This is a genomic window from Flavobacterium frigidarium DSM 17623 (assembly GCF_000425505.1).
Taxonomy (GTDB): Bacteria; Bacteroidota; Bacteroidia; order Flavobacteriales; family Flavobacteriaceae; genus Flavobacterium; species Flavobacterium frigidarium.
Window position 1 is genome coordinate 80,615 of sequence record NZ_AUDO01000014.1, and the last position, 13,397, is coordinate 94,011.

10 protein-coding genes are annotated in these 13,397 nt (G+C 32.8%); 3 read left to right on the forward strand and 7 right to left on the reverse strand.

Annotation, left to right across the window (positions count from 1 at the left end):
• Nucleotides 1-6: 6 nt before the first annotated feature.
• Nucleotides 7-3,657 carry an ABC transporter permease/M1 family aminopeptidase gene (locus tag H603_RS0110180; protein WP_026708503.1) on the reverse strand — a complete coding sequence of 1,217 codons (3,651 nt, stop codon included), beginning with the start codon at nt 3,655-3,657 and terminating at the stop codon, nt 7-9.
• Nucleotides 3,651-4,535: an ABC transporter ATP-binding protein gene (locus H603_RS0110185; RefSeq protein ID WP_026708504.1), complete on the reverse strand. Its 885-nt coding sequence runs from the start codon at nt 4,533-4,535 to the stop codon at nt 3,651-3,653. The genes H603_RS0110180 and H603_RS0110185 overlap by 7 nt, the downstream gene beginning before the upstream one ends.
• Nucleotides 4,536-4,698: 163 nt before the next feature.
• Here H603_RS0110185 and thiL point away from each other — a divergent pair, with 163 nt between their 5' ends.
• The gene (gene thiL / locus H603_RS0110190; RefSeq protein WP_026708505.1) at nt 4,699-5,745 is read left to right on the forward strand and encodes a thiamine-phosphate kinase; all 1,047 of its coding nucleotides are present in this window, start codon (nt 4,699-4,701) and stop codon (nt 5,743-5,745) included.
• Nucleotides 5,746-5,800: 55 nt separating this feature from the next.
• Here the strand turns inward: thiL and H603_RS0110195 are convergent, their stop codons facing one another.
• The 5 genes from H603_RS0110195 to H603_RS0110215 all read right to left on the reverse strand — a co-directional run bounded on the left by H603_RS0110195 (nt 5,801) and on the right by H603_RS0110215 (nt 11,739).
• Nucleotides 5,801-6,493 carry a response regulator gene (locus tag H603_RS0110195; RefSeq protein WP_026708506.1) on the reverse strand — a complete coding sequence of 231 codons (693 nt, stop codon included), beginning with the start codon at nt 6,491-6,493 and terminating at the stop codon, nt 5,801-5,803.
• Nucleotides 6,494-6,510: 17 nt separating this feature from the next.
• Nucleotides 6,511-8,442, reverse strand: a complete 1,932-nt coding sequence (locus tag H603_RS0110200) for a tetratricopeptide repeat-containing sensor histidine kinase (RefSeq protein WP_245576106.1) — start codon at nt 8,440-8,442, stop codon at nt 6,511-6,513.
• Between the two features lie 209 nt (nt 8,443-8,651).
• The gene (locus H603_RS0110205) at nt 8,652-8,963 is read right to left on the reverse strand and encodes a hypothetical protein (protein ID WP_026708508.1); all 312 of its coding nucleotides are present in this window, start codon (nt 8,961-8,963) and stop codon (nt 8,652-8,654) included.
• Nucleotides 8,964-9,137: 174 nt separating this feature from the next.
• Nucleotides 9,138-9,938 (reverse strand): LytR/AlgR family response regulator transcription factor, encoded by an 801-nt coding sequence (locus H603_RS0110210; protein WP_026708509.1) that lies wholly within the window; start codon nt 9,936-9,938, stop codon nt 9,138-9,140.
• A 259-nt stretch (nt 9,939-10,197) separates the two neighbouring features.
• On the reverse strand, nt 10,198-11,739 hold the full coding sequence (locus tag H603_RS0110215; RefSeq protein ID WP_026708510.1) for a glycine--tRNA ligase: 1,542 nt from the start codon (nt 11,737-11,739) through the stop codon (nt 10,198-10,200).
• A 95-nt stretch (nt 11,740-11,834) separates the two neighbouring features.
• Between H603_RS0110215 and H603_RS0110220 the strand changes: the two genes are divergently transcribed.
• Nucleotides 11,835-12,518: a ComF family protein gene (locus tag H603_RS0110220; protein WP_026708511.1), complete on the forward strand. Its 684-nt coding sequence runs from the start codon at nt 11,835-11,837 to the stop codon at nt 12,516-12,518.
• A 188-nt stretch (nt 12,519-12,706) separates the two neighbouring features.
• On the forward strand, nt 12,707-13,315 hold the full coding sequence (locus tag H603_RS0110225; protein WP_026708512.1) for a superoxide dismutase: 609 nt from the start codon (nt 12,707-12,709) through the stop codon (nt 13,313-13,315).
• Nucleotides 13,316-13,397: the final 82 nt, after the last annotated feature.

Sequence of the window (13,397 nt, forward strand, 5' to 3'; positions counted from 1 at the left end):
AACAAATTAAAGTTTTCTACGATTATCATCAGAATTGGTGTCAATCAATTTATTAAATGGATCCACGCCAACCTCTGTGGGTTTTTCGTCAACAATGATCGAAAGTTTATTATCAATCTTACTGATTCTGTACTTTTTAAGATGCAGTTGTTTTTCAATCTTTTTATCTTTAACCTCATCCTGCTTAAAGATTCCAATTTCGATAAAATCATTTATAGGCAATGAACTAAGACCTATTTCGTCACCCTTTTTCTTGTATGTTATGGTCTTCCCATTAGAATCTTTAAAAATTCTAGCTCCTTGATCGTCTGAACGATATTTAGCCACATTGAATTGAATATCTACTTGGTACTTCCCATTTTTTAATTTTTTACTAGTAACGTTACTAATGTTATTGTCATACAAAGTGATGGTTTCAAACATATCTTTAATCGTATATTTTAAAGAATCTGGAGTCGCTTCTTTTAACATAGTCACTAGCTCAATACTATTGGTATAGGGCGCATCTTGAAATGCTACCTTTTGCAAATATGCTTTTAAAACCCCATTCAATTTTTTCTCACCAATGAAATCACTCAATGCATAAAAAACAAGCGATCCTTTATTATAATGTATGTATTGTTGTGATTCATTGTACATTAAAGGCTGTTCTTTTTTACGTTCTCTTGTTCTTCCTTGCAGATATTTGTCAAGAGCATCTTTAAGAAATTTGCGCATTTGCGATTTACCATATTGGTGCTCCAAAACTTTGAGCGAACTATATTCTGATAGACTTTCAGATAACATTGTAGCTCCCTGTACATTAGCACCTATCACTTGGTGTGCCCACCATTGATGTGCAATCTCATGAGAAGTTACCGAGAACGGGTAATCTACCGCATCTTGATCTTCATCATCTACAGCTGCTATAAAACCTATTCCTTCAGAAAATGGAATTGTATTCGCATATGATTGTGCAAACTGTCCCAGTGTTTTAGGGTATTCGATGATACGAACTTGTTTGTGCTGGTACGGACTAAAATTAGTTGTATAATAATCTAATGATTTTTTGACAGCCGAAATCATTCGATCTAAATTATACTCGTGTCCCTCTTGATAATAGATTTCGATAGCGACATTTTTCCATTGGTCTTTTTTGAATACATAATTAGCTGAATTGTAAGCATAGAAATTTAGCATTTTTTGATCCATTTTATAATGAAAGTAATTTCTTCCGTCTTTTTTCCATTGTTTCTGCAAATATCCTGGAGCAATTGCAATTTGGTCTCCTGCTGTACTTATTGTAGTTTCAAATTGCACCCAGTCTGCATCATTACTAATGTACGTATTCATTCTCGCAATAGAATCAGTAGGATTGGCCATACGTTCCTTTGGCTTTAAGCCATAGGTTTTTCTCACATCATCATCTGTCAGTTCACTTTTATCGCTATAACCTATCGATGGAAATATACTATTATTGATAAAGGTCCCATTGCCTATAACTGGTGAGTTGGATCTAAAAATACTATTTGGTTCATTTTTTATTTCGAAATTCATCACAATCGAATCCCCTACAGCTAACGGTTTATCTAGTTTGTAGATGTCAAAATTAAAGACACTGTCCTTTGAGACTAACTTGGATGCAACAGCAAATTTGACTTCTGTTTTGAAATCATTGTAGTTTATTAATATAGAGTCAATAGCCTGCTTGCTTTTGTTCTTTAAAATATACGTTCCGCTTGCTACAAAATCTCTTTTTTCAGGATATAAAGCGATATCAACATTAATCGCTGTGATGCGTGGTTGTATAAAATTTTGATATTTCTTGTATTTCTTTTCCCAGTTTGCTTGTGCTTTCTCATTATCTAAATTAGACTCATACTCATGTAGAATATTATTTTGATAGTAAAAAGTGGCACCTAATCCTAGAAATCCTATCAATGATAAACGAATTAAAAGTGCTTTTTTTCCGTTAAAACGATCTTTGGCGTCTTTCAGTCTAGCCGAAGCTTTTTGTCCCATTCCTCTTGTCCAAAATAATAATGTAAGGCCAAATAAAGCCAGCCCAAGCATAAACCAATATCCTTTATAAAGGAAATAAAGCGGTAAGCTACTTCCATAACCATTCATATCAGAATACTGAAAGCCGCTATCACTATTGAACCTAAATACAGCTTGTTCAACCCCGATAGCCGGTAGATATGCTAATCCAATTGACAGCACAAGCAAAACAAAAAATCCTAATAAGTAATTCTTAAAAAGTGTTTGTATAAAAAAGGCTAAGAAAGCCCATATTATAAAATTAATCAACTTTATAAAGTACAGCTCGTATAAATAATGGCCTATTTCAAAATTAAAATAACCATGGTATGTTTGAATAGCAACACCAGCAATTAGAATTACTGCAAGTAAAACGATTTGCATTTTGACTACCGCCAAAAACTTAGAGACTAAAAATACCCAGTTAGGTGTAGGCGTAACATCGACTAAATGGTTCATTCTAGTTGTTGCGCCATGATGTGTTAGAATACCTGCAAACAAGAAGGTGAGCAGATTAATAAACAATCCAAAAGTGCTTCCCGGAATTTCTAGCATTTGCCAAGTTGTAGGATAGGTACTTGTTCCAAAAATAACACCAGATGTTAATGAAGTTAGCAATATAAATAGCAGTCCTACAATTACAATACTTATAAACACCCAATTTTTTACGATGAAAACAAAATCAATATTCGAAAGATTCCAAGCTGTTTTCAAATTGTTCTTAGTCGAATAATCAAAAGTAGTATTTGGAAGTTTTATTCTAGTAATACCCCCAAAATTATTTTTAGTAACTCGCTCTACATTTTTACTTTTCCCGAAGGTCAGCGCCGTTTGAGTAAATGAAAAGTAACGGTATAACAAAATAAATATAACTACTGCTACTCCTAACCATAACAATCTATTGTAAATCATCACGCTCTCAAAAGGTAGTAGATTTGCGTTTTTCTCTGAAGCGGTCCAATATTGTGTATAGTAAGATAAAGCTTCACTACCTGAAGGATCTAGAATTCCTGCTAGATAACGGTTATCAGCATCTCTCGTATAGCCACCAATAACACCATCTATAAATAGTAATACAATTACAGCTATAAAGCCCACTGAAATATTTCTAGAAATAGTAACGATAGCAAAAACGATAACTCCGTAAAAAAATAAATTCGGAATGACGAAAATGCAATAAATCTGCAAGTAAGCTACAATACTATAAGAGCCTAATAAATCTTGATTTATACCTGGTAAAAAACTAGCTAGATAGGTAGCGACACCAATAGTGGCTACGATTAAAATTACTATAAAAAGCGAACTTAAAAATTTCCCTAATAGATAATCCATTTTTGTAAAAGGATACGAAAAGAGAATAGTGTGCATATTGTACTTAAAATCCTTGTAGATAGAGGCACCAATAATTGTAGGCACTAAGAAATAGGTAAATGTCGATAAGCCGTTTATTAAACCGTTCAGTGCTATAGGCGAGTTGACAAATGTATTTGATGAAGCGGTCACAGTGAGACCATCAAAGATCCCTAAAGCGCCACCCATCATTAATAATGAGAAAATAAAAAACAGACCTGCATAAATGTAAAAAGACGGATTTGTAAGCCACCTTTTTACTTCAAATGTAAAAATAGTTCCTAACATAATACCGTATCTTTTTTAAGTGCTACAAAATATACATCTTCTAATTGTGGTGCAGCCATAACAAAAGCTTCATCAGGCTGCTCTGTACTTTGCACTCTAATATTTAATGTATTGTCTTGATTATAATTAGACGAAATCACATTGAATTTTTTCTCGTTTTCCTCTAGGCTTTCCCTGTCAATAACCTTAGTCCATATTGTTCCCTGAAGTGCTGCTATAACTGCTGTAGGTGTACCTTTAGTTAGAATTTTTCCTCCATTTAAAATAGCCACCTCATTACAAAGTTCTTTCACATCATCAACAATGTGCGTCGAAAAGATAACAGTATGGTTTGTTCCTATCTCGCGTAATACATTCAAAAAACGGTGCCTTTCTGCTGGATCTAAACCAGAAGTAGGTTCGTCAACTATAATTAATTTTGGGTTATTCAACAGTAGTTGGGCGATTCCAAAACGTTGCTTCATTCCTCCAGAATAGCCGTTTACAAATTTCATTCTAACTTCATACAAATTAGTCACCTCTAGGACTTGTTTGATGATCTCTTGTCTTTCTTTTTTACTCGAAATTCCTTTTAATTGAGCAAAATAATCTAATAAACTTTCAGCAGACATATTGGGATACACTCCGAATTCCTGTGGTAAGTATCCCAAAACTTTTCTTAATGACATCTGATCTTGTAAAATATCGGCACCGTCAAATTCAATCGAACCTGAATCTGGTTTTTGCAAAGTAGCAATAGTTCGCATCAATGATGACTTACCAGCACCGTTAGGTCCAAGAAGACCAAACATTCCTGTGCCTATTTCTAAATTCAAGTTATCAAGTGCTTTTACACCGTTTTTATACGTCTTACTAAGATTAGTTATTTTAAGATTCATTCTAAAAAGTTTAAATGGTTTATAGGTTAGTTGTAAAGTCGCTTCATTTGTTACAATAATATTAACACTAAATCGAAAATATTCTTACAAAAAATCAAATACATGCTCCTTGAAAAATCACTATCTAATTATCTTTGTACCTTTGCTTTTTAAATTAAAAATAATGATTGAAGATAAAAACCCACAACGCACTAGTATTGCACAATTAGGAGAATTTGGACTGATAGATCACCTTACTAAAAACTTCGAAGTAACTCAAAGTTCTACATTAAAAGGTATTGGAGATGATGCAGCTGTTTTGGATTTTAAAGAAAAGAAAGTAGTTGTTTCTACTGATTTATTGATAGAAGGAGTTCACTTTGATTTGGCTTACATGCCTTTAAAACATCTTGGATACAAAGCTGTGGTGGTGAATATTTCTGACATCTGTGCAATGAATGCAAAAGCTACTCAAATCACCGTGTCTGTTGCCGTCTCTAATCGCTTCCCATTAGAAGCTTTAGATGAATTATTCGAAGGAATTGCTCACGCAGCCGCTGAATATAAAGTGGATGTAATAGGTGGTGATACAACCTCATCACAAAAAGGGTTAATCATTAGTATTACCGCTATTGGAGAAGCAGACGAAGAGGAAATTGTATATAGAAATGGAGCAAAAAGCTCTGATTTATTAGTAGTTACAGGTGATATAGGCGCAGCTTATATGGGCTTACAAGTGCTAGAAAGAGAAAAACAAGTTTTTAATGTGAATCCAAATTCGCAACCAGACTTAGATGCGTATACTTATTTAATTGAGCGTCAATTAAAACCTGAAGCTCGTAAGGATGTTCGAACATTATTACATGCGCTTGAAATTAAGCCAACATCTATGATTGATATCTCTGACGGACTTTCATCAGAAATTATGCATTTATGCAAGCAATCAAGTGTAGGTTGTAATTTATACGAAGACAAATTACCGCTAGATCCTCAATTAATAAGCGTTTGTGAAGAATTCAATATTGATAGTACTACAGTAGCGATTAATGGTGGAGAAGATTATGAATTATTATTCACTATCGCAATGGAAGATTTCGAAAAAATTAAGGCAAATCCTAATTTTTCAATTATTGGACATATGGTTCAAGAAAGTGAAGGAATACATTTGGTTACTAGAGCTAATACGCGCATACCTCTTAAAGCTAGAGGTTGGAACGCATTAAGCGAATAAACTTAAAAGGGCATCATTATTTAAAATGATGCCCTTTTTTATAAATAAACTTTGCTTAAAAAAGTAAGCCTTTATTTCTTGCTTCCCTTACTAGTTCAATATCCGTTCCTTCAGGCAGTCCTAATACTTTCTTTAAATTTAATTTACGCGCCTCTATAGCGTTTAAGGAAATAGGAATATACTGCGTCATGTCTTTAGACTTCGTAGCCTTTGACAAATGAAAAAGTATTTGTTTATCAAATAAATCTATTTCGATACCATTATCCTGTGACTCTAACATTTTTATAACCGATTGGCTATAGTAGCGCTCACCATTAATTACTTTGTCAAAAGCAAAAAGCAATTCATCAAAAGTTAAATCATTTTTAATAACTAGACCATAAGGATTAATGCCGTTAATTATTGTTTGAATTTTCAAAAACTCTGTAAACATCGTTAATAAAATAATCTTACAATTGGGCATTACTTCTAATAAAAGTCTTGCTAAATCCTCGCCAGAATAAAGTTGTTTTTCCTCATAAGTAGGCATGCTAATATCTAAAAATGCAATGTCAAAACTTGGTGTATCCGGGTTAGTTATTAAGTGATAAGCAGACTCACAGTCTTTTGCTTCATCAATTATGAATTCAAAATTATTAGGTTGATATCTAGTAATCGCATTTTTATACCCTTGAATAATAAAAGGGTGATCATCTACAATTAAAATATTGTTCTTAATGCTGGCATTAGTCGCAGGGTTACTTGTCATTGTTGTTTTGTAGGTGTTTATATTTTTTCGATTGGAGCTGTGATAATTATAATTGTACCTTGTTTTCTATTAGACTCAATAACGATCTTTCCGTTACAGTCTTTGGTTCTAGAGTAAATATTTTGTAGACCTATTCCTTTACTTTTTGCTTTAGTATCAAATCCTACTCCGTCATCGCTAATCGTTAAAACGATATGGTCATTTTCCTTTATAAATTTAATATTAATAGCATCAGCAAAAGCATACTTATTAATATTTTGCAAAGATTCTTGTACAATGCGATAAAAATTGATTTTTACTGAGTTGGCCACTGTCTCCCATTTTATCGCAGAATCTATGGTTGTTGTAAGTATAGTGCGGTAGGTTTTTCTTTGCTCTTCGAATAAATTTTCAATAATTGCTACGAAGTTATTAATTAATTCGGATTTCTCTTTACTTAAATCATGTGAAATTTCTCTAATATCTTGTTCTATATTTTTTAATTCTGATAGATAACTATTTCGTTGCTGGACAGCCATATCGTCATTAAAGCCATTCAAACTATCTAAGTTCATACGCACACCAAAAATTCTACCCAACACACCATCGTGCAACTCTTGAGCCACGCGTTTCTTTTCTTCTACTCTATTGATTTCGATAGTACTTTGCTGAGAAATCATTAAATTATAGATCTCCTCATTTGAAATTTGCTGTTGGTGTTTGTATTCCAGCTCTTTGTTTTTAGTTTTTTGAGCTTGAATAATGTAAAAAAGGAAGGCTACAAAGAGTATGAAAATAAATAAATATACTAGATTTCTATTTTGAGTTTCTAAATCTGAATATTCATTTTTAAGTTGATCTGTTTCGTATTCTATACGAGTAAATTTATCGCCCATTTTACGCTCTGCTTTTTGAAGCTCTTCGTTTAAATGAATATATTCTGTATTGTAAGCTGTAGCATTTTCAGGTTCTACGATAGCTAGCTCTTTTAACGCAGCCAAGATATCCCTGGAAACTTTTGTACTTCTAGCCAATGCAAGAGCCTCCTTTAAATACTTAACAGCTTTAGCACTATCTTTTTTAGCCGCAAAGTATTCAGCGAGATGAACTTTATTTACAAAAATACCTGATTTTAAATCTAAATCTTCCCTCATTTTTAAAGACTTATAGAATAGATCTAAAACGTCTTTATCATCTTTTAGTAAAAATTTAGAATACGCAAAATTATCGACTAACATTGCATACAGCGCTGGCTTTTGAATTTTTAAATTTTCTTGTGCCAAACCTTTTTCAAAATAATCTTTACCTGCAGGATAGTTTTTTATAGTTAAATATAAAAAACCTAAGTTATTATAGATAGTAGCTTTAGATTGAAACTCCTCGTGTAAAACTTCCGATTCGGTAATGGCTAATGCCTTTTTATTATATAATATAGCGGTTTCATAGTCTCCAAGTTCATGATGGATCAAACTCAAAATATTGTTTGCTTCAAATCTGATATTTCCAGCACTTTTCTCATCGTTTACAGCTCTCAACGCTTTAATTACTGACTGCTCTGAAGCTAAAAAATCCCCAGATCTAAATAACAAACTAGACTTACTTATTAATGTCCTTCCTAAATTACTTTTATCACCTTTCTCATTATATAATTTTTCAGCCTTATAATAAAACTGGAAGGCGCTATCTATTTTTGATTGAGAATCATAATAGTCCCCTAAATAATTGTATGCTTTAGCCATACTAGTTGTATCCATAACTTTTGCGGATTGTTGCAAAATCACTCTAACAGTATGACTATAGTCATTAAATTCACCAATATTGTAAAAGCGATTGGCAACTTTAAATAGGTTTACCCTACCAATGGAATCATTTTCTTGGTCACTAACAATACTGAGGGCTTTTTTAGTATAGGCTAGTCTTTCTTTTTTAGGCAAATTAAAATCATTTGCTGAGGAAAAATAGGTTTTCAAACTATCATGTATAGTAGTTTGACTCTCAAAATTATCCTTATTTGAACAACTGAAACAAATAATTAAAGTAATAAGAGTTAAATAAAAACGACAATCTTTTTTCAATGGGGCGAGGTTTCCCCAAAAATACTAAAATATTTTAAATGATAAGAAATAAAAAAGGCTGTCCAAAATGACAGCCTTTAAAACATCTTTTATAAATAGGGTATTTAGTCTAATTTCACATTTCCTCCTGTTGAACTACCACCTATAATATCATCAACTTTCACATTTCCTCCTGTTGAACTACCACCTATAATATCATCAACTTTTACATTTCCTCCTGTTGAACTACCGCCTATAATATCATCAACTTTAACGTTCCCTCCTGTTGAACTACCACCTATAATATCATCAACTTTTACATTTCCTCCTGTTGAACTACCACCAATTATTGTGCTATTACCGTTTCCTGGAGTTGTGAAAGAACTCATTGTTACTACTAAAGAAAATAATGCGATTGTTGAAACTAATTTTTTCATAATTAAGGGTTTTATATTGTTGTAAAATTTTACTTTTTTAAACTGCTTTATTTGCTGTTTCTTGATGTAAAATTATAACGACATCCCCGATTAACGATTGAAAATTAGGCGTATATGGTAGACTACGGCTGTTTACTAGTGAACAACCGTCAAATTATGGTAATCGTAGTAATTTTAGATTTCGAGGTAATTATCACTTGAAATTTTGCTAATAATCAAATCAATATTAGATTTATACGTTTTAGAGAAAGGAATTTTTGTAAGAGTATTTTTGATGTGACAAACTGAATTCCCTGTATGAATTCTGGAGATGTAACAACTATTTACGATGTAACTATTGTGAATTCGAATAAAAGGATAATACAAAGCTGATTCAAAATGTTTTAATGTTTTAAAAGCGGTGATCATTTCCCCTGTTTTTAAATGTATATCTGTAGAATTGTTGTCTGCTTTGAGGTAAGCGATATCTCGAGTGTCTATGTAACGGTAATCACCGTATGACTTGATACATAGCACTAAACCTTGTTGAGCAGTTGCGGTATGGTTATGAATTAGAACCGTCTTTGAGCTATTCTCGTCTTTTAAGGAGGAAAAGTTGTCTCTGTCGTTATTAAGCTTTAATAGCATTTGAATAAAATCTCCCTTAGAAACTGGTTTTAAAATATAGTCTGTTACCGCATATTTGATCGCTTCAAAGGCTAACTTTTTCTTTTTGGTGACAACCACAATTTTCGGAACCACTTTTAAACAGCGATGCAATTCATTAATTAATAAAAGAGATAATTTACTTTTTATATTAGTGGGGTCTATTTCTAAAAAGACAATATCAGGTTTGTTTTCGAGAATGATATTTAAACCTTTCTTGTAATTATTTGCCGATGCTATAAAAGTCAATTCTGGAAAACTGCCAGCCATAGCTTGAGTTTCCAAATTGCTTTGTTTATCGTCGTCAATAATTACATATGAATAACTCATTTACGTCCCTTTAAAATATATTTTAACTAAGATTTCTAAGCATTGTTTGTTCGAATTAAAAACCAAAACCAATCCTATTAAAGTTAACCATTTTAGCTCACACTAGCTTTAGATGTTAAATTAACTCGTTGAAATGCAAATATACGGGATTAAATACGTTTCGGTTTTAAAACTGCTGCAGAAGCTTTCTATGCTAGAATAAAAAAAAGGCCCTCCTTGATAGGAAAGCCTTTCTACTTGTAGGTAATGATATGAAATATTACATCTTCATTAACCAATTTTTCATCGAAACTTCATTCTCAATAATTGATTTTAAATCAGTTATTGCAACACGATCTTGTTTCATTGTATCTCTATGACGAATAGTCACTGTTTGATCTTCGGCGGTTTGATGGTCTACAGTAATACAAAAAGGAGTACCTAATGCATCTTGTCTTCTATAACGACGACCTACTGCATCCTTTTCATCATATGTTACTTGGAAATCCCATTTCAACTCATCAATGATTTTATGTGCAATTTCTGGCAATCCATCTTTTTTAACTAAAGGTAAGACAGCTGCTTTTGTAGGAGCTAAAACTGAAGGCAATTTTAATACTGTTCTTGTAGAACCATCTTCTAATGTTTCCTCTTTTAACGAGGTTGCAAAAACTGCTAAGAACATTCTATCTAATCCCACTGAAGTTTCTACAACATAAGGAACGTAATTCTTATTTAATTCAGCGTCAAAATATTGTAGTTTTCTCCCTGAGAATTGTTCGTGTGCTTTTAAATCAAAGTCGGTACGAGAGTGAATTCCTTCTAACTCTTTGAATCCAAAAGGGAAGTTAAATTCGATATCTGCGGCAGCATTAGCATAATGAGCTAGTTTCTCATGATCATGAAAACGGTAATTTTCTTTTCCTAAACCTAAAGACAAGTGCCACTTTAATCTAGTTTCTTTCCAAAATTCGTAGTGCTTCATCTCATCACCCGGACGTACAAAAAATTGCATTTCCATTTGTTCGAATTCACGCATACGGAAAATAAATTGTCTCGCTACAATCTCATTTCTAAATGCTTTACCAGTTTGAGCAATACCAAATGGCACTTTCATTCTTCCTGATTTTTGTACATTCAAGAAATTCACAAAAATACCTTGAGCCGTTTCTGGACGCAAATATAAATCCATTGCAGTATCTGCAGAAGCACCTAATTTTGTTCCAAACATCAAGTTAAATTGACGCACTTCTGTCCAGTTACGTGAGCCAGTTTCAGGACATGCAATCTCTAATTCTTCAATTAAAGCTTTTACGTCTTCAAGATCTTCATTTCCTAATGAACGTCCTAAACGCTCTAGAATTTCTCTCTCGCGTGCTTTGTATTCTACAACTCTAGCGTTTGTAGAGACAAACTCTGCTTCATTAAAAGCATCACCAAAACGAACTTTGGCTTTTTCGACCTCTTTAATTGCTTTTATATTCAGCTTTTCAGCATAATCTTCAATTAAAACATCGGCTCTATATCTTCTCTTAGAATCTTTATTATCAATTAAGGGATCATTAAATGCGTCAACGTGGCCAGATGCTTTCCAAGTTGTAGGGTGCATTAAAATAGATGCATCAAGTCCTACAATATTGTCATTCATTTGAACCATTGATTTCCACCAATATTCACGTATGTTCTTTTTTAACTCTACCCCGTTTTGTGCATAATCGTATACTGCACTCAAACCATCGTAAATTTCGCTTGACGGAAAAATAAAACCGTACTCTTTTGCGTGCGAAACTACATTCTTAAAAATATCTTCTTGTTTTGCCATATTGCAAAAATATAAAAAGAGAATTTAAAAAAAAGAAAATCATACAAGATTGACCCATTGATTTTCATATTTTTATAAATAAAATCACAAATAACATGTTTAAAAGCCTAATTAACCTCTTCTTTCCAAAAACATGTAGCGGATGCAACAACAATTTGACTGCTAATGAAACTATAATTTGCACCATATGCCGACATGATATTCCGCTAACAAATCATTATTTGAATCAAGAAAACGAAGCTTTTAAAAAATTCTATGGTCGTGTTGCGGTACGACATGTGTCGTGCTTTGTTTATTTTCATAAAAAAGGAATCGTTCAGGAAATGATTCATAATTTAAAATATCGCGGCCATGAAGAAGTGGGTACGCTCTTGGGAAATTGGTACGCAGAAGATTTGGCAAAGATTAGTGACTTATCAACTGTTGACTGTATTATTCCGGTTCCCTTACATAAAAGAAAATTAAGAGAAAGAGGCTACAACCAAGTAACAGAATTTGCCTTAGCATTATCTCAACAATTGTCCTTACCATATAATGACACTTTGCTTATTCGAAAAGTATACTCGAAAACGCAATCAAAAAAGAATTTATTAGGCAGAACAGAGGGGATTCAAAGTACATTTGATGTTAATTATAGTGAGCAAGATCACAACAAACATTTTTTATTAATCGACGATGTTATTACCACAGGTGCAACTCTTGAGGCTTGCTCAAAAGCCTTATTGAAAATTCCCGGAGCTAGTATTAGTATCGTGTGTATGGCCATGACAGACTCTTAATTACTATAGTAGCAGACTTTTATAATTTTCTAAAAATCAGCTCAAAAAGAAGAATTTATTCTAAAAAGTATTCGAATTTTAGCAACTATCGATTTATTTAATGAAATTATAACAAAATAGAATTTCCGTTTCCAAAGTTAAATGTTTAAATTTGAATAAATTTTTATAAATATTAAAACAAATATATTATGGCTTTTGAATTACCTCAGTTACCTTATGCGTATGACGCATTAGAACCAAATATTGATGCACGCACGATGGAAATTCATCACTCAAAGCATCATAACGCTTATACTACAAACCTAAATGCTGCTGTTGCTGGAACAGACATGGAAGGTAAAACTATAGAAAACATCCTAATCAACCTTGATTTAAAAAACGGTGCTGTTCGTAACAATGGTGGTGGTTTTTACAACCATAACCTTTTTTGGACAGTAATGTCTCCTGATGGTGGCGGATTACCAACAGGTGATTTACTTGCTGCTATCGAAAGTGATTTTGGAAGTTTTGATGAATTCAAAGCAAAATTCAGTAAAGCTGGAGCAACACAATTTGGTTCTGGATGGGCTTGGTTATGTGTGCATAAAGGCGGAAAACTTGAAGTATGCGGAACTCCAAATCAAGACAATCCATTAATGCCAGGTGTTGGTTGCGGTGGAACTCCAATCTTAGGAATGGACGTTTGGGAACACGCTTATTACTTAAACTACCAAAACAGAAGACCAGATTATATCGAAGCTTTCTTCAATGTAATTAACTGGACTGAGGTTTCAAGAAGATTTGCTTCTGAGAAATAGTCTTTTTTAGACAAAAAATTTAAAAGGAGATAAACAGCTTTATAGTTGTTTGTCTCTTTTTTTATTCAATACCTTCGGTTTT